This window comes from Variovorax sp. efr-133-TYG-130, from assembly GCF_030208835.1.
Lineage (GTDB): Bacteria > Pseudomonadota > Gammaproteobacteria > Burkholderiales > Burkholderiaceae_C > Variovorax.
Map to the genome: position 1 here is coordinate 134,353 of NZ_JARVTD010000004.1, position 20,362 is coordinate 154,714.

At 65.6% G+C, this 20,362-nt stretch carries 20 protein-coding genes; 11 read left to right on the forward strand and 9 right to left on the reverse strand.

The features are described 5' to 3' along the window. Positions 1-2: 2 nt before the first annotated feature. The 3 genes from QRN67_RS07075 to QRN67_RS07085 all read right to left on the reverse strand — a co-directional run bounded on the left by QRN67_RS07075 (position 3) and on the right by QRN67_RS07085 (position 4,253). Positions 3-851 (reverse strand): OmpA family protein, encoded by an 849-nt coding sequence (locus QRN67_RS07075; protein ID WP_285411231.1) that lies wholly within the window; start codon positions 849-851, stop codon positions 3-5. 24 nt (positions 852-875) lie between these two features. After that, the gene (locus QRN67_RS07080; RefSeq protein ID WP_285411232.1) at positions 876-3,041 is read right to left on the reverse strand and encodes a YadA family autotransporter adhesin; all 2,166 of its coding nucleotides are present in this window, start codon (positions 3,039-3,041) and stop codon (positions 876-878) included. A gap of 321 nt (positions 3,042-3,362) precedes the next feature. Further along, positions 3,363-4,253: a LysR family transcriptional regulator gene (locus QRN67_RS07085; RefSeq protein ID WP_285411233.1), complete on the reverse strand. Its 891-nt coding sequence runs from the start codon at positions 4,251-4,253 to the stop codon at positions 3,363-3,365. An 82-nt stretch (positions 4,254-4,335) separates the two neighbouring features. Here QRN67_RS07085 and argC point away from each other — a divergent pair, with 82 nt between their 5' ends. Then, entirely contained in the window at positions 4,336-5,262 is a 927-nt protein-coding gene (argC, locus tag QRN67_RS07090) for an N-acetyl-gamma-glutamyl-phosphate reductase (RefSeq protein WP_285411234.1), read from the forward strand. Here the strand turns inward: argC and QRN67_RS07095 are convergent. The 3 genes from QRN67_RS07095 to QRN67_RS07105 form a co-directional block, all read right to left on the reverse strand. Beyond that, the gene (locus QRN67_RS07095) at positions 5,246-5,536 is read right to left on the reverse strand and encodes a DUF1330 domain-containing protein (RefSeq protein WP_081267589.1); all 291 of its coding nucleotides are present in this window, start codon (positions 5,534-5,536) and stop codon (positions 5,246-5,248) included. The genes argC and QRN67_RS07095 overlap by 17 nt on opposite strands. 71 nt (positions 5,537-5,607) lie before the next feature. After that, positions 5,608-6,612, reverse strand: a complete 1,005-nt coding sequence (locus tag QRN67_RS07100; RefSeq protein ID WP_285411235.1) for a DUF2891 domain-containing protein — start codon at positions 6,610-6,612, stop codon at positions 5,608-5,610. 107 nt (positions 6,613-6,719) lie between these two features. Beyond that, positions 6,720-7,265: a PM0630 family protein gene (locus QRN67_RS07105; protein WP_285411236.1), complete on the reverse strand. Its 546-nt coding sequence runs from the start codon at positions 7,263-7,265 to the stop codon at positions 6,720-6,722. Between the two features lie 411 nt (positions 7,266-7,676). Here QRN67_RS07105 and QRN67_RS07110 point away from each other — a divergent pair, with 411 nt between their 5' ends. Both QRN67_RS07110 and QRN67_RS07115 read left to right on the forward strand, forming a co-directional pair. Continuing rightward, positions 7,677-8,483, forward strand: a complete 807-nt coding sequence (locus QRN67_RS07110) for an HAD family hydrolase (protein ID WP_285411237.1) — start codon at positions 7,677-7,679, stop codon at positions 8,481-8,483. Beyond that, on the forward strand, positions 8,473-8,784 hold the full coding sequence (locus QRN67_RS07115) for a hypothetical protein (protein ID WP_285411238.1): 312 nt from the start codon (positions 8,473-8,475) through the stop codon (positions 8,782-8,784). The genes QRN67_RS07110 and QRN67_RS07115 overlap by 11 nt, the downstream gene beginning before the upstream one ends. 298 nt (positions 8,785-9,082) lie before the next feature. Here the strand turns inward: QRN67_RS07115 and QRN67_RS07120 are convergent, their stop codons facing one another. Then, positions 9,083-9,712, reverse strand: a complete 630-nt coding sequence (locus tag QRN67_RS07120) for a carbonic anhydrase (protein WP_285411239.1) — start codon at positions 9,710-9,712, stop codon at positions 9,083-9,085. Between the two features lie 229 nt (positions 9,713-9,941). Between QRN67_RS07120 and QRN67_RS07125 the strand changes: the two genes are divergently transcribed. The 5 genes from QRN67_RS07125 to QRN67_RS07145 all read left to right on the forward strand — a co-directional run bounded on the left by QRN67_RS07125 (position 9,942) and on the right by QRN67_RS07145 (position 15,280). Then, a complete protein-coding gene (locus QRN67_RS07125) occupies positions 9,942-10,886 on the forward strand; it encodes a class I SAM-dependent methyltransferase (protein WP_285411240.1) in 945 nt (314 codons plus the stop codon). Positions 10,887-11,120: 234 nt separating this feature from the next. After that, on the forward strand, positions 11,121-12,080 hold the full coding sequence (locus QRN67_RS07130) for a Bug family tripartite tricarboxylate transporter substrate binding protein (protein ID WP_285411241.1): 960 nt from the start codon (positions 11,121-11,123) through the stop codon (positions 12,078-12,080). Continuing rightward, positions 12,081-12,839 (forward strand): SDR family NAD(P)-dependent oxidoreductase, encoded by a 759-nt coding sequence (locus QRN67_RS07135; RefSeq protein ID WP_285411242.1) that lies wholly within the window; start codon positions 12,081-12,083, stop codon positions 12,837-12,839. It begins immediately after the preceding gene. 23 nt (positions 12,840-12,862) lie between these two features. After that, positions 12,863-14,029, forward strand: a complete 1,167-nt coding sequence (locus tag QRN67_RS07140; RefSeq protein ID WP_285411243.1) for an acyl-CoA dehydrogenase family protein — start codon at positions 12,863-12,865, stop codon at positions 14,027-14,029. 39 nt (positions 14,030-14,068) lie between these two features. Further along, positions 14,069-15,280, forward strand: coding sequence for a CaiB/BaiF CoA transferase family protein (locus QRN67_RS07145; RefSeq protein WP_285411244.1), 1,212 nt, complete (start codon positions 14,069-14,071; stop codon positions 15,278-15,280). Between the two features lie 27 nt (positions 15,281-15,307). On the opposite strand, the gene QRN67_RS07150 is transcribed toward QRN67_RS07145, so the two are convergent. Then, positions 15,308-16,270 (reverse strand): Bug family tripartite tricarboxylate transporter substrate binding protein, encoded by a 963-nt coding sequence (locus QRN67_RS07150; RefSeq protein ID WP_285411245.1) that lies wholly within the window; start codon positions 16,268-16,270, stop codon positions 15,308-15,310. Between the two features lie 138 nt (positions 16,271-16,408). Between QRN67_RS07150 and QRN67_RS07155 the strand changes: the two genes are divergently transcribed. Next, complete coding sequence (locus QRN67_RS07155; protein ID WP_285411246.1) at positions 16,409-17,290, forward strand: SMP-30/gluconolactonase/LRE family protein; 882 nt, start codon at positions 16,409-16,411, stop codon at positions 17,288-17,290. On the opposite strand, the gene QRN67_RS07160 is transcribed toward QRN67_RS07155, so the two are convergent. Beyond that, a complete protein-coding gene (locus QRN67_RS07160; protein ID WP_234383057.1) occupies positions 17,287-18,222 on the reverse strand; it encodes a LysR family transcriptional regulator in 936 nt (311 codons plus the stop codon). The two genes, QRN67_RS07155 and QRN67_RS07160, sit on opposite strands and share 4 nt — an antisense overlap. 75 nt (positions 18,223-18,297) lie before the next feature. On the opposite strand from QRN67_RS07160, the gene QRN67_RS07165 reads away from it, so the two are divergent. Both QRN67_RS07165 and QRN67_RS07170 read left to right on the forward strand, forming a co-directional pair. Next, complete coding sequence (locus QRN67_RS07165) at positions 18,298-19,389, forward strand: LLM class flavin-dependent oxidoreductase (RefSeq protein ID WP_081267615.1); 1,092 nt, start codon at positions 18,298-18,300, stop codon at positions 19,387-19,389. A gap of 21 nt (positions 19,390-19,410) precedes the next feature. Further along, the gene (locus QRN67_RS07170; RefSeq protein ID WP_285411247.1) at positions 19,411-20,346 is read left to right on the forward strand and encodes a flavin reductase family protein; all 936 of its coding nucleotides are present in this window, start codon (positions 19,411-19,413) and stop codon (positions 20,344-20,346) included. The last annotated feature ends 16 nt before the right edge of the window (positions 20,347-20,362 follow it).

Below are 20,362 nucleotides of genomic sequence, written 5' to 3' on the forward strand. Positions count from 1 at the left end.
ACCTACTGCTCGCCTGCAATTTCAAGTTCGACACGCCGGTTGGGCTGCAGGCACGCAACCAGCTCGCTTCGCGGCAGGCTGTCAGCACACTGCTTCACCGGCTGCGTCTTGCCGACACCGAAGGAACGCAGCGCATTTTGCGGCAAGCCGCGCGCCACCAGGTAGTCACGCACCGTGGCCGCGCGGGCGATGGACAGCGCCTGGTTGTAGGCATCACCGCCCAGGCGATCCGTGTGGCCGATGACAGTGACGGTGTCGAAGCGCTTGTATTGTCCTTTCAGTTGCTCTGCCAGCGCGTCGAGTTGCCTGCGGCCTTCGGGCAGGATGTCGTTGGCGCCCGATCTGTCGAAGGCGAATAGGGCATCGGCCGCGAGCTTGAAGCGCTGCGTGGCGGTCGCGGGAGCGGGGCGCACCACTTCGGTGACGCGGGGCGCCAGATAGTCGGCGCAGGCAGGATCCTTCCAGTACATCGCGTTGGATACGCCGTCCTTGAAGACCACCTTGTACTGGCAGGTGGCGAACTCGTCGCCCCTGCCGGTGCGCAGGTTGAACACGTAGTCCCACGCGTTTGGCCCGAACAGCCCTTCGGAGAAGTGCGGATAGCTGATGAGTTCGCGGACCTGGTTTTTCGTCATGCCACGGCCGATGCGACGCAACTGCTCCACGTCGACGAAAGTGCCGCCCTTGAGCCATGCGCTGTCCACGGCGGGGAAACTGACCTGCTCTTTGTCAGGCGAGCCGGCCTGCGCCTGATTGGCCGCCTCGACGGTGGAACCTGTGGCTGCACAACCGGCGAGTGCAAGCACGACGCAGGCCAGCGCGAGAGAAGCGAAGGAGGTTTGGTTTTTCATTTGGGTTTTCCAGTCGCGAAGCGGTCAGTCGAAGGAGAAGCCGAAGCCCACGCGCACGATGGCCTTGCCCCCGCCGCTGCCCCAGCCCACACCGGCATGCAGCGTGGTCTGGCCGTTGTCGGAGCGCTTGAGAATGTTGAAGCCGATACCGCTTTCGCCGTTGTAGCCGGCGACCGCGCCACTCACGTGGTAACGCCCGGGCTCCACCGGCGTGACGACCGCCATGGCGGCTGAGGCCGCGATGCCGCCCGAAAGCATTTTTGTGTTCCTGTTGACCTGGTCGCTCAGCGCGTTCACGCGGTTGTTGATGCCAGCCGCCGTGCTGTTGAGTTGCTGCACATTGACCGCGTCGTTGGGCGCGACGCCATTGGCCACGTTGTGAACCGCCACGGGGGCCGTGGTGTTGCTGCCGCCCATGGTCACGCTGTTGTAGTTGGTGGAGCCGTCCGCGTTGGTGTCGTACTTGACGGTCGACTGGTCGATGGCGGCCACGGTCCCCTGCACCGCCTTGAGTTGCGACACGTTCACCGCGTCGCTGTTGGCGGTGCCGGCCGCCACGCCCGTGATCTGGCGGTACTGGCCGCCGGCGGCATCACCGACCGACACGGCTGCCTGCGTGCTGGTGGTGGCGCCGATGGCCGCGCGCTGCGCGTCGGTGGCCGTGGCGGGCACATAACCGGCCAGCCCGGCCGCGGTCGATGCCGTGGAGCCTGCGCCGAGGGCAACGCCGCCTGGCTGGGCCACGCTGCTGCCCGTGCCGATGGCCACGCCGCCCGTCGCGCTTTGCTGCACGACTGCGCCGTTGCCGATGCCGACACCGCTGTCGCCGTTGACGACGGTCCGGGGTCCCACCGCCACCGACTCGGCACCGACGGCCAGCGAATCGGCCGCGCTCGATTTGGCGTGGAAGTACTGGATCGGCGTGACGGCGAAAGACTGCAGCGCGCCCGTGAGCTGGCGCACCGTGACGGCGTCCTGCGCCTGCGTGCCGTCGGCCACGTTGGTGATCTGGCGGTAGCTCGTGGCGTTGCCCACCGAGACAGCGCCGAGCAGGGTGCGGTCGGTCGTGTTGTAGCTGACCAGCGCGCTGCCGGCCGGAATGCTGCCGGTGGTGGGCGCGACGGCGCGGTCCGCCGTGCTGCCCGAGCCCAGTGCCACCGACCCGTCCGTGCTCGCGGAACTCAGCGAACCCAGCGCCAGGCTCCGGCTGCCGGCCGAAACAGCGCCGGAGCCGTAGGCCGCGGAAAGCAGGCCCGTGGCCTGTGTGTCGAGCGTCGTCGTGGTTGCGGAAGGGAAGCCGATACCGGGGACATACGCGTCTTCGCGCGGAACCCCGTCGACCAGATAGACGCGGCTGCCGGTGGCCGTGGCGTAGTTGCCCGTTGCCGCCGAATTGCTGCCGACGGCTGTGGCGGCGGTGCCGGAGGCCGTCGAATTGGCACCCAGCGAAGTCGTGCGGACATTGCCCGCATTCGCCTGGCGGCCCATGCTGATGGCGTAGTCGTTGGTGGCCACCGCGCTCTGGCCCAAGGCCACGGTCGAGAAAGCGCTGGAGGTCGTGGCATCGCCGATGGCCACGGCACCGTTACCCGCGGAATTCGATGCGAAGCCGATGGCGATGCCAAGCCGCACCGATGCGGTGCCGCCGATGGCAATGGTGTTCTGCGCCAAAGATTGCGCGCCCATGCCGATGGCCACGAGCCCGCCGTTGCTGGCGTTTGCACCCTGGCCCACAGCCACGCTGTTGTTACTCGCGGCGTTGGCGCCGAGGCCGACTGCAACCGCGCTGGCGCCGGAAGCCGCGGCGTTGGGGCCGACCGCAATGGCGTTCGCGCCCGTTGCACCCGAGTTCGACAACGTCGAGTTGCCGACCAACGTGGAATTGGTGTGGAAATACGGCGTTTCGTCCGCACTGACCCACTGGCCGCCCTTCCAGACCGCCAGGCCCTGCTGGAGACCGTTGACCCCGTTGCCGGCCGTGGTGTTGAAGACCACCATGCCATCGACCGGTTGGTTGCCGCTCAGGCCCCAGACGGTGCGGTCGGTGAGTGCGATGCGGGTTACCAGGAGGCCGCGGTTGGTGCTCTCGAGTTCCAGCACCGAGCCTGGATTGATCGAGACCGGGTTTTCGCCAATCTTGACCTGGGCGTGCGCCGCACATGCTGTCCCCAGCAGCAGCAGAACCGACATCCGGACCGCCGTGAGCCTTGCGGGCCGGCTGCTTTGTGGGCGGAAACTCCTTCGTTTGGCGGGCGGGACTTGTACGGCAACGGACTCCGCGGGCCGGTCGGAAATGCGCATGACTGCTTCCTCAAAATGTAAAAAAAGGTGAAAAGAGATTTTTTCGGTTCACCTTGTTTCACGACAGTCACGTACACAGTTGTTAACTTTTTATTGATAACTAATGCTCAAAATTTGAGTGGCCGCTATATAAAAAGCATTGGTCTCCTCGAAGTTATTGGTTCTTTAGTACTAATAATTGCATTGCCCGCCCTGCAGGCCGCGAAAGCTTCAACCGCCCGAATTCTTCGCAGGCAGCAACGCCTCCAGCACGAAACGCGTCGGGCCGCTGGTGTCCCTGTCACTGACTGCCAGGCCCAGTTGCCGCCAGAGCGCCGGGCTCAGCGGGCGAACGGCGATGCGCGGATCACGCGCGGGCTCGTGCGACTCCTCGGGCAGCAAGGCCGCCCCGTAGCCGGCGGCGACCAGTGTCCTGATCGCGTCGTTGTAGTTGAGCTCGATGCGCGGGCGGCAGTGGACGCCGGCCGCGGAGAACCATTCCGCGGTCAGGCGGTAGAGGCGCGTGGAGGCGTCGTTCATGATCAGCGGCCGCTGGGCCAGCCACTGCGGTGTCAGCCGCCTGGGTGCTTTCCAATCGGCCGGCAGAAAGGCGACCACGGCCTCGCGCCGCAGAGGCGTGACATGAACACCGCGCACGGGCGCCTGGGGCAGGGCCACGACCGCCAGGTCCAGGCTGCCCGCGGCGAGCCGGGCCATGCTGTCATTGGAAGTCAGCACCTGCACGTTGACTTCGATGCCCGGATGGTTGCGCGCAAGGCGTTCGAGCGCGGGCGGCAGCAGGTGCGCGATGGCACCGGTCGAAGCGCCTACGCGCACGCGGCCGGTCTGGCCGGCGAGCTGGCGTCGAACGTCTTCCACCGCATCGTCCGCGTCCGCCAGAAGCCTTCTGGCGCGTGCAATGAACCGCTCCCCCAACGCGGTCGCTTGCGCAGGCCCGCGCCCGCGAACGAGCAATTGGCCACCCAGGCGCGACTCCAGCTCCGCGATCTGCACGGTGACGGTGGGGGCCGCCAGGTGCAGTGCGCGGGCGGCATTGGCCAGGGAGCCGAGGTCGGCAATGGCGACCAGGGTGCGCAGATGGTCAAGGCTCAGTTCCCGCATGTTGCAGATTCAACTTTTCTTAATTTGGGGTTGCATATATTTAGCTGGAGCTATCTTGGACGCCTATCTACGATCGCGCTCCATGGACCTCAATATTTTCATCGACGGTGATCAAGGCACCACTGGCCTCGATCTGCAGAACCGGCTGCGGGGTGGGGAATTTCTCATCCGCACACTGCCCACGGACTTGCGCAAGGATGCAGCGGCGCGCAGGGCTGCGCTCAACGAGTGCGACATCGCGATCCTCTGCCTGCCCGATGCCGCGGCCCGGGATGCGGTGGCGATGATCGACAACCCGGCAGTGCGTGTCATCGACGCCAGCTCTGCGCACCGCACCAGCCCGGGTTGGGTCTACGGCCTTCCGGAGCTCGATGCGGGGCAAGGCGAACGCATCGCGTCGGCATCGCGGGTCACGAATCCGGGCTGCTATCCCACCGCCGCAGTCGCGCTGCTGCGGCCGTTGACGGACGCGGGTCTGCTGCCGGCCGACTATCCGCTCGTCATCCACGCCGTGTCAGGTTATTCGGGCCAGGGGCGGGCGGGCGCGGAAGCTTACGAGGCTGGGACGGGTGCGCATTCGTTGAAGGTCTACGGGCTTGGCTTGGAGCACAAGCATGTGCCGGAGATCGAGACCTATGCCGGCTTGGCGCAGCGGCCCATCTTCGTGCCGGCCTATGGCAGCTACCGGCAGGGCATCGTGCTCACCATCGGACTGCACACGCGGATGCTTGCCGCAGACGCCTCCGGCGCGCGCATCCACGAATGCCTGATGGAGCGATACCGCGACGCGGCGAAGGTGCGTGTGGTGCCGATGTCTCCGGACGCGCCAGTGACGGAGCTGGACCCGCAAGTCCACAACGGCACGAACGACATGAGCCTGGCGGTTGCCTGCAATGAACGCACGGGACAGATTGTCTTGAGCGCGGTTCTCGACAACCTGGGCAAGGGCGCGGCAGGCGCGGCCTTGCAGAACCTGCGCCTGATGGCCGGGGTCAGACCCCTTCGATGATCCGCAGATCGCGCTCGACGCCGTCTCCCAGCGCGTCAAGCGCGGCCTTGTATTCGGGGCTGTCGTGCGTGGCCGTCGCTTGTTCCAGGCTGTCGAACTCGATCAGCACGGTGCGCTCGGACAAGCCGTGTTCGTAGACCTTTGCGGGAAGGCCGCGCGCCAGGAATCGCCCGCCGCCGGCGGAGATCGCAGGACCTGCCAGCTTCGCGTAGGCCGCGAGCTTGTCGGCGTCCTTGACGGCACGGTATGCACTGACCCAATAGGCTTTTGCCATGGTGATTGCTCTTTGGTTGATCAGCCGGAAATATAGCGTGGCGGCGCGGGCGATGCAGGCGCACCCGGTGCTCAGGCCTCCAGCGCCAGCACGGCAAAGCTGGCCAGCCAGTGTTCGCCCATGTAGTCGCCGGCCACATGGGGCAGGCCCAGTGCGAGATGTTCGTCGGCGGCCTGCAGCGCGGCAATGCGGCGCGCATTGCCCTCGGGCAGCGAAGAAGCGATGCTGCGCCAGCACCAGGCGCGGCTGAGGTTCAGGCCGTCGAGGTGTGCGATCTTGCCGTCGGTGCGGTCCGATACCGACGCCGGGCGAAACAGCGTGGCCGGTTCGCGCGATGCGATGCGCGGCAGGAAACGATCGAGCCACGACACGAACTCGTCTGGCGGCAGCAGGCGCCGCATGCATTCGGCTTCGATCAGCGCGGAAGACTGGAAGTCGTCGCCGCTGGGTTCGCCCCAGGCCGGGCAGTCGGTGTCGTCGCCGTACCAGCGGCTGGCGGTGGAAAGCAGCAACTCGGCCAGCGCGGTGTCCGATGTCGCCTGTGCATAGTCGGCTGCCATCCGGAGGCCGAAAGCCGTATTGAAATGGGTGCCGACGCGCACGGGGTAGGTGGCCAGCGGAAGGAAGTCGCGGTAGCGCTGCGCGAAGGTTTCGGCAAGCGGTGCCATCGCGTTCGACCAGCGTGCGTCACTGTGCTGCGCGAGCTCCGACGCCAGCTTGAGCAGCCAGCCCCAGCCGTACGGCCGCTTGAAGCCGCGGGCGGTGGGCTGCGCGAGGTAGGCGCATTCGGCGGCGATCTTCGCCGGCACGTAGTGTTCGTCGAAGAGCTGTTCGATCCTCGCGGCCGGCGCGATGCCGGGGAAACGGCGCAGCAGGTACGCCAGCATCCAGTGGCTGTGCACGCAGGAGTGCCAGTCGTAGCTGCCGTAGAACACCGGATGCAGCTCGCTCGGCGTGCGTGCGTCCTGCGGGCCGGCCAGCACGTGGTCGGGCTTGTTGGGGTATTCGCGCGTGACATGGCCCAGTGCGATGTCGGCAAAGCGCGCGGCCAGATCTTCGTTGAGGGTCGGTTGCATCCGCGGATGTTGGCATATCGCTCGTTGCGGACGAAGAAGAAGCCGCGCGCTATGCGGACCGGATGAGCAACAGCTACCAGTTCAGTCCACAGGTCTACGGCAGCAGGTCATTGGGGATCGACGACATCGAACTCGAACTGCACCGGCGCGGAGCCTTCGACGTAAGCGGTGATCAGGTAGTGGCCGGCAGGATCGCCCTGGGCCACGTCCCAAGACTTCGAAATGGTGCCGTCGTAGACGTTCAGGGTCACGTCCATCGAGATGGTCTTGCGATCCGCCGACATGCCGTGAGGCTGGCCACCGGTGCCCCATGTCTTCGGGGTTTCCGGCAATGTCATGCGTTCGAGAACGCGGACCTTGCCGGACTTCTGGTTGAGTTTCAGGATCCAGCCGTAGTTCTGGCTGACCGTTCGAGGAACGGTGTTCGAAGCCCTGAATTCCAGCACGTTGTTGTTGGGTGCGAGCTTGAAGAGGCCGAAGACCGCGTCGAGGGGACACGCGCCATTCGTTTTCGGCGCGGCGGCGCAGGCTTTGAACACGGCGGCATTGGATTCGGCCATGGACGCATGCGACGTTGTGCCTATCGTTTGAGCGCCGATGTGTATCGACGTGAGCGCGGCGGAAAGAGCAACAAGGTGGCGGAAATGGTTCATGGCAAATGAGGTCCTTCAAGCGGCTGTCGAACAGTCAAGCCTTGGATGTCTTGTGTACGCGGCAGTGGCTGGCTTGCGTCAATCAAGCATACCGGGCGCAATTAATCCCAAGCGTCCGCTTTCGAGAACGTATGGTGGCCGATTCGGGGCTGGTCTCGCAGGCGGTGCTTCGACTAAAGTCGGCCAGAATCGATCTTTCGCCATGCCCGCACAAAGCGACGAAATCCGGCCTTACTGCGGCCCAGCGACTTTATAACCGACCCGGTTCGCATCAAACAGCTTTCAGTGGCTCACGCGCATCTTCGTTCTGCGAAGCGGTACGTCTCCCTGTGCCTGCCATCGAGCCTGCCGGATAGCCGTGCCGCTCTCCTCGAACCAGGCATTGAGTTGGTACGACGATCTAATAAATCCATGCAAAAGGTGCACACGCTCCGACCAGCAGTTCGCGCAGTGCTTTTTGATCTGGACAACACCCTGGTGCATCGCAACCAAAGCATCAGCCGGTACGCGAGCCGCTTTGTGGATGACTTTGCCCACTCACTGGCGTCCGTTTCGCCAGATACGGTGGCGTGGTTGGTCAACCGGCAAGACAACGGCGGCTACCTGCCAAGCGATAGTCCATTTCCAACGGTGCGAGCAGCTATAGCTCACTCGCTGGTCCTTGACTTGCCTTGGCGGCAGATCATTCAACAAGAAGAAATTGCCACTCATTGGGCAAATTGCTTCCCGGAGTGCACTGTTGAAATGGAAGGCGCCGATGCGCTCTGCGATCGATTGGTCGCGCTCGGAATGCGCATCGGCATTGTGTCAAACGGCGCCGAGAAGTCACGGCTGGCAACGGTTGAACGACTTTCCTTTCGCGATCGCTTGTCATCTGTTTTAAGCTCGGAAAGGGCCGGCGTTCGAAAACCGAATGCTGCCATTTTTCAAGCTGCGGCCCGTCAACTCGGTGTTGCCAACGATGAGTGCGTCTATGTTGGCGACCACCCTATCAACGACATTGCTGGTGCTCTGTCCGCAGGAATGGGTGCTATATGGCTTGAAGGCTTTCATCCATGGCCGGGAGAGGTTTCGGTCAACGTACCTTCGGTCACTTCGCTGTCGCAGGTCCTCGACTTTGTTGTCGAAATCAGCGCTAGAGTCACTCGCGGACCGTCGGCGAGAGCGTTCTCGGCCACGACCATACGTACACCCACAGGACCCAGCAATGAGCAATGAGCCGCAGACTTGGCCGTTCGATAGTCCGCCCAATGTGGCCTGCTTCACAGTGCGGTCCATCGTTGACGGACTGAAGCCAGTCCTCATGGCATCGCGCGATGAGGACGATGGAGCGTGGCAATTTCTTACCGGCGATGCGTTCGACAAGGCGGAAGCGATGCTGGTCTCGTTGGAGAGCATGGTTGCGCGGGACTGTAGCCTGCTCCAGCTTGCAGACATTCAACCGGGCTGGATGGCTTGGCGGGAGAGTCCCGACGCTCCCTGGAGCCGGCAGGCTGAAGCTGAGCAAACGAAGGAGTGATGCGGCGGGACGAAAGCGGCCAAGAGCCGACTTCCACCTCGTCCCCTCGATTTCGACCACCAAAAGCAATCCGTGAATTCATCATCGACTGCAGTGAGCTCAACGACGAAGCAGATTCTTGGACGGCCTACCTGTCACTGACGTTATGCGCCCTTGGCGGGACGGCAATTTCTATCGCACGCAGCAAAAAATCGCGCTCCGTTCGAGGACCATCCCCATCCGTATGGACTCGGTTTCAGAGTGCTGCGAGGCATGAGGCCTTGCGGCCAACAGCCGTCGTTGGCGAGGGGCTTGCGACTTAGAGCGCCGCCGGGTGGTCCTCGAGCGGCACGAAGGAATTGCCGGAGGCTGCCAGGGCCACGATGGAGCCGGACTCGATGTCATACACCCATCCGTGTAGCGTCAGCTTTCCTTGCGCCAGCGCGAGCGCCACGGAAGGATGGGTGCGCAGGTTGTTCAACTGTGCGATGACGTTCTCACGCACCATGCTGTCGATGCGCGCTCGCGCGGTGTCGTGGTGCTTCGATTCGTTGATCATGCGGGCCGCGTCCGCATAGCGAAGCCAGTTCTTCACCGCCGGCATGTGGTCCAGGCACGCGCAGGTGGCAACGGCAGTCATCGCACCGCAGTCGGAGTGGCCGCATATGACGATGTCCGTGACCTTCAAGGCGGCGACCGCGTATTCGACCGTTGCCGACACGCCCCCAGGTTCAGGACCGAAGGAGGGAACGATGTTGCCGGCGTTGCGGATGACGAACAAGTCGCCGGGCTCGCGCTGTGTCACCAGCTCAGGGACCATGCGGCTGTCCGAGCAGGAAATGAACAGCGTCGTCGGCTCCTGCTTGTTTGCGAGCTTCTGGAAGAGTTCTCTGCGAGCGGGAAACACCTCTCGCTGGAACCGCAGGAATCCGTCTACAACGTCACGCATCAAATCTCCAACTGATGATGAATTTTACCAATGAGCGGGTGCGGCCCGGCAAGGCGCTGTTTCAGGGAGACCGGGCAGGCTCCTTCGCGATGAAATCGACTGGTTGGATTTCGTCGCCGGAGCAGGTGTGCCCGTGGCCAGCATGCTTCTCGTGCGTCCGGCCTCTTCCAAGTCTTGGCCTCGGGACCACCGCGCCATCCGGTCAGAATGGGAGCCTATGCCGATGCCTATGCAGCCCCTGTTCGACGCAATCGCTTCAATGTCCGCACCGGTGGATGCGCAGCGCATCTTCCACGGGCGCGGCGGGCTTCATCCCGAGTGCGCTCACTTGTCGCTGGACTTCTTCCCGCCGGTTTGGCTGTTGACCAGCTTCAAGCCCGCGACCGACGACGAACTGGCTGCAATCGGCGCCGCGCTGGAGCGCCGCTGGTCGCAGTTGGCACCGGGTGAAACGCTGCAATGGGTGTTTCAGTGCCGGGATGAAGGCCAGAGCAGCACGCAACTCATGAGCGGCTCGCTGCCCGACCCGCATTGGGTCACCGAGGAGGGTGTTCGCTATCGCGTCAACGTGGCCCGGGGCCAGAACCACGGGCTGTTTCTCGACATGGCCGAAGGGCGGCGCTGGGTTCGTGCGTTTGTGAAGGCGCGCCCGGACGCCCGGTCGCGCGTCAAGGTGCTCAACCTGTTTGCCTACACCTGCGCATTTTCCGTGGTCGCATTGCAGGCAGGAGCCCGCCACGTCACCAACCTGGACATGAGCAAGGGCGCACTGGCCGTGGGGCAGCAGAACCACCGCGCCAACGGCGTGCTCGAAGGCGCGAGCTTCCTCCCCCATGACCTTTTCAGTTCGTGGGGAAAAATCACGCGCGCAGGCCCTTACGGGCTGGTCATCGTCGACCCACCGAGCTATCAAAAGGGGAGTTTCGTTGCGACCAAGGACTACGCCCGGCTGATCAAGCGCTTGCCTGACCTGCTCGCGCCCGATGGCCATGTCCTGCTATGCCTCAATGCGCCAGAACTGGGACCCAAATTCCTGCAGGAGCAAATGGGCGAACTGGCGCCGGAACTGGATTTCGTGGAGAGACTGGCGAATCCGAGCAGCTTTCCCGACGTGTCCGACGAGCGGTCGCTGAAGGTGCTGGTGTACCGGGCGCCGCCGGATGTCCGGACCTGAGGTCTGAAGCGACCGGCCTGCTTTTTCTTCCCTATCTTTCCTCGCTCGTAGTGCCACTTGATGGCGATGAACATGCCCGTGCCGGACACGATCGCGCTGGTGCGAACCGGCGTCGCTGCTCGGCGGTGATGCACTGGAAATTACAAAGCACCTTTTCATGCCTTGATGCATGCCGCGAAGCGTGCGCTCCTAAACTGGGAAAAAGCATTCCGCATCCCATTCAGGAGACATCCCATGCCAGTCCGGAAGCGCCTTGGCGGCTTTCTGCTCGGTCTCGTCCTCGCCGTCGGTGCGGCGCAGGCCCAACAACCCTTGCGCATCGTCGTTCCCTTCGCGGCCGGCGGCGGAACCGATCAGTACGCGCGGCTGCTGGCCTCCGAACTCACCAGCCGCGGCACCCAGACGATCGTGGAGAACAAGCCGGGCGCCAGCGGCATCGTGGCGGCGGACAACGTGGCGCGTTCCAAGCCCGACGGCACCACGTTGCTGATGAGTTCGCTGAGCATTCTGGCCAGCAACACCGTGATGTACGACAAGCTGCCCTACGACCCGGTGACCAGCTTCACGCCGGTCACGCAGATCGCCTACCAGCCGACCATCATCGTGGGGCGCTCGGACCTGCCCTACAAGAACATCAAGGAAATGGTGGCCTATGCCAAGGCGCATCCGGACAAGATCAACCGCGGCTCGCCCGGCGCATCCATCCTGACCAACCTGGCGCCCCTGGCCTTCGAGAGCATGGCGGGCATCCGCACGATGCACATTCCCTTCAATGGCGATTCGCCCGGCCTGCAGGCCATGCTCGGCAGCCAGATCGACATCCAGGGAACCTCCATCACCGGCCCGCTGCAGCATGTCAAGGCGGGCAAGATGCGTGTGCTGGGCGTGATGGACGTCAAGCGCCTGCCGCAGGTGCCCGATGCGCCCACCTTCAAGGAGCAGGGCTACGACATCGAGGCGCTGCTGTGGTACGCGCTTTCCGCACCCGCCGCCACGCCCAAGGACATCGTCGACAAGCTCAACCGCGCGGTCAACCAGGTGCTGGTCGATCCCGCCTTCATCGCGCGCGCCCAGACCATAGGGATGGAGCCGCGAGGCGGCACACCGCAGGCGCTGGCCGACTACGTGAAGGCCGAGACGCAGCGCTGGATCCCGCTGCTGCAGCGCCTGGACCTGCCCAAGCAGGGGCACTGAATGAGCCCCTTGTTCGACGACACCGTGGCCCTGGTCAGCGGTGCGAGCCAGGGCATCGGCTTCGCGATTGCCACCCGCCTGCTCGAGGCGGGCTGCCGCGTGGCACTGACAGACCTCGACGCCGACAGCACCCGGGAAGCGGCCCGTCGCACAGGCCGCGCGGCGGACCGCGTCCGGCCCTATGCGCTGGACGTGCGCGATGCCGCGCAATGCGAAGCCGTGGTCGCCGATCTGCAGGAAGCCTGGGGGCCCGTGGGCGTGCTCGTGAACAACGCGGGGGTGAGCGGCCGCAGCGCCGTGTTCGAGGCACAGGCACTCTCGCAGGACATCGACCACGTGATGGCGGTGAACGTCAAGGGCGTGCTCAACCTGTCCGTGGCCTGCACACGGGGCCTGCACCGGACCCGTGGCGCCATCGTCAACGTGGCATCCATCACCTCGCTGGTGGCGACCTCGGCGCACATCGCCTATGGCGCCTCCAAGGGGGCCGTCGCCCAGCTGACCAAGTTCCTGGCGCGAGACTTCGGGCCGCACGGCGTGCGCGTCAACGCCGTCGCACCCGGACTGGTGATGACGCCCATGACCGCCCACATCGCGGATGACGCCGAACGCCGCGAGCGGATGGTGCGCCGTACGTATCTGCGCCGCGCGGCGGATCCGCAGGACATCGCGGGCCCCGTGGTGTTCCTGGCTTCGGAGCAGGCGCGCTACGTCACCGGCACCATCCTGCCGGTGGATGGCGGCTACACAGCCAACTGATGCCTTCATTGCGGGAAGACCACATGATCCGAGATCCCTCTGCATTCGACGAAACCCTGGCCGCCTTGCGGCGCTATGTGCGGGAGCAGCTGATTCCACGCGAGGCGGAGGTCGAGCAGCGGGACGAGGTTCCGGCCGACCTCGTCGACGACATGGCGGCGCGCGGCTTCTTCGGCTGGTCCATTCCGCAGGAATGGAACGGCGCCGGAATGACGACCGAAGAACTGGTGCTTGCCGCGATGGAGCTGTCCCAGGCCTCGGTCGCGTTCCGGGCGCGGGTGGGCACGAACACCGGCATCGGCTCCGAGGCGCTGGTGGCCGACGGCACGCCGCAGCAGAAGGCGCGCTACCTGCCGCTGCTGGCCAGCGGCGCCTTGACCGGCGCGTTCGCATTGACGGAGCCCGATGCCGGCTCGGATGCGACCGCGCTGAAGACGAGCGCCGCACGCGACGGCGAGCACTACGTGCTCAACGGAACCAAGTGCTTCATCACCAATGCGCCGATCGCGGGGCTGTTCACCGTGCTGGCGCGCACCGATCCGCAGGACCGCTCCGCCCGTGGCATCTCGGCCTTCCTGGTCGAGCGCGGCACGCCCGGGCTTTCGACGGGAGATGCCTACCGCAAGATGGGGCAGGCCGGATCGCCCGTGTCCGAGGTGCTTCTGAGCGACTGCCGCGTGCCAGCCGACAGCCTCATCGGCGGCGTGGAGGGCATGGGTTTCAAGACGGCGATGAAGGTGCTCAACAAGCAGCGCATCCACCTGGCGGCGCTGTGCACGGGCCCGGCCATCCGCATGCTGGATGAAGCCGTCGCGTGGACCTGCGAGCGCCGCCAGTTCGGCCAGCCGGTGGCCGGCTTCCAGCTGGTGCAGGCCCTGATCGCCGACTGCCAGACCGAAATCCAGGCGGCGCGCGCGCTGATCCTGCAGACCGCGCGCCAGCGCGACGCCGGCGAGGACGTGACCATGCAGGCGTCGATCTGCAAGTACTTCGCCTCGGAGATGTGCGGGCGCGTGGCGGACCGCTGCGTGCAGATGCTGGGCGGCACGGGCTTCATCCAGGGCCATCCGGTCGAGCGCTTTTACCGCGACGTCCGGCTGTTCCGCCTCTACGAAGGCACGAGCCAGATCCATCAACTGAACATTGCCAGGCGCACCATCGCGGCGGCGGGCTACCGGCTGGGCGACTGAGCGAGCGGTATCAAAGAAAGCAAGATCCGGGAATATCGAATGAACCACTCTTCTTCCATGCAGCCGCTTGCCGGCGTGCGTGTGCTGGACCTCTCCAGGGTCATGGCGGGCCCGCTGTGCGGCATGGCGCTGGCCGACCTGGGCGCCGACGTGATCAAGGTCGAGCACCCGGAGCGCGGCGACGACACGCGGGACTGGGGCGTGCGCATCGGCAGCCACAACACGTCCTACTTCAACAGCTGCAACCGCAACAAGCGTTCGATCTGCGTGGACCTGCAGGACAAGGACGGCCAGGAACTCGTGCGCAAGCTCGCGGCGCAATGCGACGTGGTGATCCAGAACTTCAAGTACGGCGGCGCGCAGAAGATGGGGCTGGGCTATGAAGACCTGCGCAGCATCAACCCGGAGATCATCTACTGCTCGATCTCGGGCTATTCGGTGCTGAGCGACGAGAAGGCGCGGCCGGGCTACGACCTGGTGATCCAGGGCGAGACCGGCTTGATGGCCATGAATGGCGAAGAAGGGCAGGGGCCGCTGAAGTTCGGCATTGCCGCGGTCGACATGTTCACCGGCATGTACTCGGCCCAGGCCATCCTGGCCGTGCTGTACGAGCGCACGCGCACCGGCGAAGGCCGCCACATCCAGATGTCGCTGTACGACAGCGGGATGATGATCACGTCCTACTACGGCCTGACCGCCTGGCTCAACCGGGGGGACCCGGCGAAGTTCGGCAACTCGCATCCGTCGATCGTGCCGTACGGCGTGTTCGAGGCCGCGGACGGACCGCTGGTGATAGCGGTCGGAAACAACGGCCAGTTCAAAAAGTTCTGCGACGAGGTGATCTTCTGCCCGGAACTGCCTGTCGATCCGAAGTTCGCCACCAACACCGAACGCTCCAGGCACCGGCACGAACTGCTGCCCATCCTGCTCGGCAAGATCGGGCGGTTCTCGCGCGCCGATCTCATCGGCCGCATGAACAAGGCCGGCATTCCCTGCGGCGAGGTGCTCGGCCTCTACGAGGCGCTGCAGTCGGAGCGCACGGCGCAGACGCAGGTCTGGCACCGCTTCGAGGACACGCAGGCGGGAGCGCAGGCCGTCCACGCGCCGCCCTACATCATCGACGGCGCGCGCGCCGGTGTGCGCCATCCTCCGCCGCACCTGGGGGAGCACACGGCCGAAGTGCTGCGCGAGCTGCTCGACATGGGCGAGGCGCAGCTCGAAGCCCTGGGCAGCAGGAGCATCATCAAGTAGGCGGGCAGGGCCCGAGGGCCCTGCCGCCTACTGCGCCTGCTTGGGCAGGTTGAGGCTTTGCAGCAGCGGAACCCAGCGGTCCGCCTCGGCCTTGATGAACTTGCCCAGCTCTTCGGGCGTGCCGCCCTGGGGCTCCATGCCGATCGCATGGGCCCGGGCCACGAACTCGGGGTCGGCGATCACCTTGTTCACGGCCTTGTTCAGGCGGTCGATCGCCGGCTTGGGCGTGCCGGCAGGCACCGAAAGGGAATACCAGAGCCTGGCTTCCATGTCGAAGCCCTGCTCCTTGAAGGTGGGCGCATCGGGCACCTGCGGCAGGCGCTGCGAGTCCATCACGCCCAGCACGCGCAACTTGCCCGACTTCACATAGGGCAGCGATCCGGTGATGGAGGTGCCGTGGATGTCGATCTGGTTGCCCAGCAGGGCCTGGAGCGCAGGGGCGTCGCCGTTGAACGGAATGTGCAGCGTGCTGAAGCCCTGTTCCTTCTCGAAGGCGAGGGGAGCCAGGTTCGTCAGGATCGCCGCCCCCGGCGAACCCCGGTTGATCTTGCCCGGGTTCTGCTTGGCGTAGGCCACCATTTCCTTGATGTTCTTGTACGGCAGGTCGGTGCGGCCCACGACGATGGCGGGTTGGTAGGCGATCTGCGTGACCGGCGAGAAATCCTTCGCGGGGTCGTAGGGCAGCTTGTCGTAGAGAACGCTGTTGTTCGCGAGCGTGCCGAGCGAGGACACAAGCACCGTCTGTCCGTCCGGCTTCGCGCGGGCGACGTAGTCGGCCGCGAGGATGCCGCTGGCGCCGGGCTTGTTCTCGATGATGACGTTGAGCCCCTGCTTGTTGAGCTCCTGGGCCAAAATGCGGCAGTACTGGTCGGTGCCGCCGCCGGCCGCGAAGGGCACGACGATGCGGGTCACCTGCTGTGCGAGGGCGAGGGTGGGGGCGATGGCGCACGCACACAGTGCCAGCCCCATGACGAGTTTGCGATAGCTCATTTTGTCTCCAGCTTCGGTCCGGATCCGGACTCTCGAATCAGTCTAGATGGCCGCCCGGCGTGTGGATCGGCAGGGAATGAAAAGCAGCTTTGCGCGATCCGCAGCCGGGACCCCCCGGCCCGCCCACACACTTGGCCGATGACCGTGAAGATCACCAGAGTCGGGACGACCAAAGACCAATTGGGCGAGAGCCCCTGCTGGGATGCCGACGCCCAGGCCCTGACCTGGATCGACGCACTGCCCGGCACGCTCTGGAGGCTGCCCCTGGATGCCGTGCAGGCCGAACGCCACCAGCTGCCCGCGCCCGTGGGCTCGATCGCGCCCTGCCGCAGCGCGGCCGTCGTGGTGGCCCTGCGCAACAGCTTCGCGCGCTATGACTTCGCCACGCGCAGGCTGGAGCACCTGGCCGGCATTCCCGTGGACCATCCGAAGGTTCGCTTCAACGACGGCAAATGCGATGCGGCCGGCAACTTCCTGGCGGGCACCATGCACATCGACCGCCAGGCCGGCGAGCCCGTGAAGGGCGGGCTCTACCGGCTGCGCACCGACTGCCGGGTGGAACAACTGGCCGACGACATCGGCTTTGCCAACGGGCCTTGCTTCAGCCCCGACGGCGCCGTGCTGTACCTGGCCGACAGCCTGGAGCGGATCATCTGGGCCTACGACTACGACCCGGACGGTCCCCTGCGCAACAAGCGCGTCTTTGCTCGCACGCAGGCCTTCGACTCCGGTCCCGACGGCGCAACGACCGATTCGCAAGGGTTTCTCTGGACCGTGCTGACCCGCGCCGCCAGGCTCGCGCGCTACGCGCCGGACGGCGAACTGGACCGCGTGATCGAGCTGCCGGTGAGCTATCCGACGAGCATCTGCTTTGGCGGGCCGCGCCTTGAACACCTGTACCTCACGAGCATTTCGCGCAGCACGCGGCTGGAGGGCACGCTGGCGCAGGACGGCGGCCTGTTCCAGCTTGAGGGTCTTCCCGCGGCGGGACGACTGCCCCATCACTTCGGAGATTGCTAGCCGGTCTCGCTTCTCATCGCGTCCGCCACGTAGTCCACGAAGGCCCGCACCTTCAGCGGAAGCACACGGCTTTGCCGGAAGACGGCGAAGATGCCGTTCGAGAAGGCCCGCACCGCGAATCGGTATTCGGGCAGCAGCCGCACCAGGGCGCCTTCGCGCAAGTCGTCCCGAACGGTGGCCTCGGACAGCAGCGCCACGCCCATGCCGCCGATGGCGGCCAGCCGCAGCACCTCGCCGTTGTTGGCGCTCAGCACGCCCTGGATGAGCAGCTCCTGCTGCTCTCCGGCCTGGTCGATGTACTTCCAGGTGGTGATCTCGCGGTCGCGCCGATAGGTGAGGCAGCGCACCTGCGGCAAGTCGGAGGGATGCCGGATGCGGGAGTAGGTCTTCAGGAAGGCCGGGCTGGCCACCAGCACCTCGTCGCTCGACAGCAGCCGCTTGATGACGAATCCCGAATCGTTGGACTCACCGGTGCGGATGTCGACATCGAAGTCCTGGTCCACCAGGTTGATCGGATGCTCCGAGAGTTCCAGCTCGACTCGGATGTCCGGATAGAGCTCCGCGAAACGCGGCAGCAGCGGTGCCAGCACCCGCAGGGCGATGTGTGTCCGGGAGTGCACGCGCAGGCGGCCTTCCGGCCGTTCGCGCGCGCTGTGCACGGCCTGCTCGGCCTCGTTCATGAGCTCCAGCATCGCCTCGGCCCGTTCCAGGAAGGCCTGGCCCGCTTCGGTCACCTTGAGGTTGCGGCTGGTGCGGTCCACCAGCTGCACGCCCAGTTCTTCTTCCATCGCACTGATGCGCCGCGAGATGGTCGCCGGCGAAAGACTGAGGCTGCGGGCCGCGGCCGAGAGGCTCCCCTTGCGCTGGGTGGCGACAAAGATGCGCAGCGAATCGAGCGCTTTCATTTCGAAAGACGCAAAGAAGCTGTGCATGCGCTGGTGATCCAGCGAGGGCTCGTGTTCCTACGATTGGCCTCGATCAGAACCAGCCAACCAGGAGCAACAGCGATGGACTTCGGAATCTTCATTTTGATGCAGCAACGGAACAAGCATAAGACGTCCCACCAGATTCTGCGCGACGCCGTCGAGCAGACGCGCCTGGCGGACGAACTGGGCTTCGGTGCCGCTTGGTACGCCGAGCACCACTTCAGCAACTACGGCATGTGCTCGTCGCCGCTGACCATGATCGCGCACTGCGCCGCGGTCACGCGCAACATCCGCCTGGGGACGGGCATTGTCGTCGCTCCGCTGTACACGCCGGCGCGCCTGATCGCGGACGTGGCGATGGTCGACCAGCTGTCCAACGGCCGCCTGAACCTGGGCATCGGCTCTGGCTACCAGCACTTCGAGTTCGAGCGCTTCGGCGTGTCGCTGGAGTCGGCCAAGGGCCGCACCTTCGAGATGCTCGACATGCTCGAAGCCGGCCTGCGGCAGCCCAAGTTCAGCTATGACGGCGAGTACTACCAGCAGCCCATGAGCGCGATCAGCCAGCGCGCGGTGCAGCGGCCGATGCCGCCGATGTGGATCACCAGCGTCGACCCGGCCTTCCTGTCGCGCGCCGTGAAGTCCGGTCACCACGTGTTCGTCTCCGGCGGCGACGGCGGGCTGGAGAAGCTGGCGAGCACCCGTGGCCTCATCGACAAGGTGGCCGCGGCCGAGGGCAAGGACCCCGCGGGCGTGCAGGTCGGCCTGCTGCGCGCGGCCTTTGCGAGCAACGACAAGGCCGAGGTGGAAAGCTACCTCGAGTGCGCGCGCTACCAGCGCCGCATCGCCGTCAGCCTGAAGCGCCGCACCGCGCAGATCGCCGACGACTACCAGGTCGAGGAAGGCATCGTCGAAGGCGAACCCTCGCTGGACGAGATGCGCGCGCTGCTGCCCGTGGGCGACATCGACACCGTGATCGAACGCGTGGTCAACGAGATCCGCACGCTCAAGCCGGTGCACTACTGCTTCCAGACCCAGATGGGCGACTTCGACCACCCGACCATGCTGCGCCAGCTCGAGGTGTGGGGCAAGGTCATCATTCCGACGGTGCAGCAGGAGATCGCCAACGATCCGCCGCACCGGCCGGCGGCCAAGGCCGAACTCGCAGCGGCCTGAGCCCGCGTGCCTGGAGACGCCATGTCCGAAGCCGCCGAAGGCATCCGCTCCCTCATCGAGCCTGCCCAGTTCCGCCAGCTGCTCGGTTGCTTTCCGACCGGCGTGGCCGTCATCACCACGCGCGCACCCGACGGGCAGCCCGCGGGCCTGACCTGCAACTCGTTCAGCTCGGTGTCGCTGGATCCGCCGCTGGTGCTGTTCAGCCTGCGCAATGCCAGCCGCCTGCTGTCCACCTTCCAGGCTGCGGACGGCTTTGCCATCAACATCCTGTCCGAGCAGCAGGACGCGCTGTCGGGCCGCTTCGCGTCGAGCAAGATCGAGGACAAGTTCGACGGCGTGCCTTGGCGCGCCGGCTCGCTGGGCATGCCGTTGATCGACGACTGCCTGGTGGGCTTCGAGTGCAGCGTGCATGCCGCGCACGAGGCGGGCGACCACACCATCTTCATCGGCGAGGTGCGCCACCTGAGCGCCGGGGCGTCCGAGCAGGCGCTGGTGTTCTACAAGGGCGCCTACATGAAGCTGGCCGAGTCGCTGCGCAAGCTGGTCGTGGAAGGGCGGCTGGGAGACGCCGACATCGACGAGGCCTACCGCACGCTCTACGGCACGCTGCTGCGCCTGGCCAGCGAACGCGCCACCGGGGCCGAGCTGGACGCGGTGCACGAGGCCGCCGACACCATCGAGGCGCACCCCGACGACGCACCGCTGAAGGAGCGCATTGCCTCCGCCAGCGCGTTCTTCGCCTCGATCGCGGCCGCAGGCCACAACGAGGCGCTGACGCTGATGGCGCAGACCATGACCAGCGTGCTGCGCGAGCGCATGACGCACGTGCTCTCGGTGCGTCCGCGCCCCGACCTTTTTCCGCTGCGCCGCAAGGTGGCGCACAACCTGCGCCGGCGCGATGCCGACGGCGCCGCGGCCGCCCTGGACGAGCTGATCACGCAGTTGCGCAGGGGCTGAGCCTTTCCGTCATTCC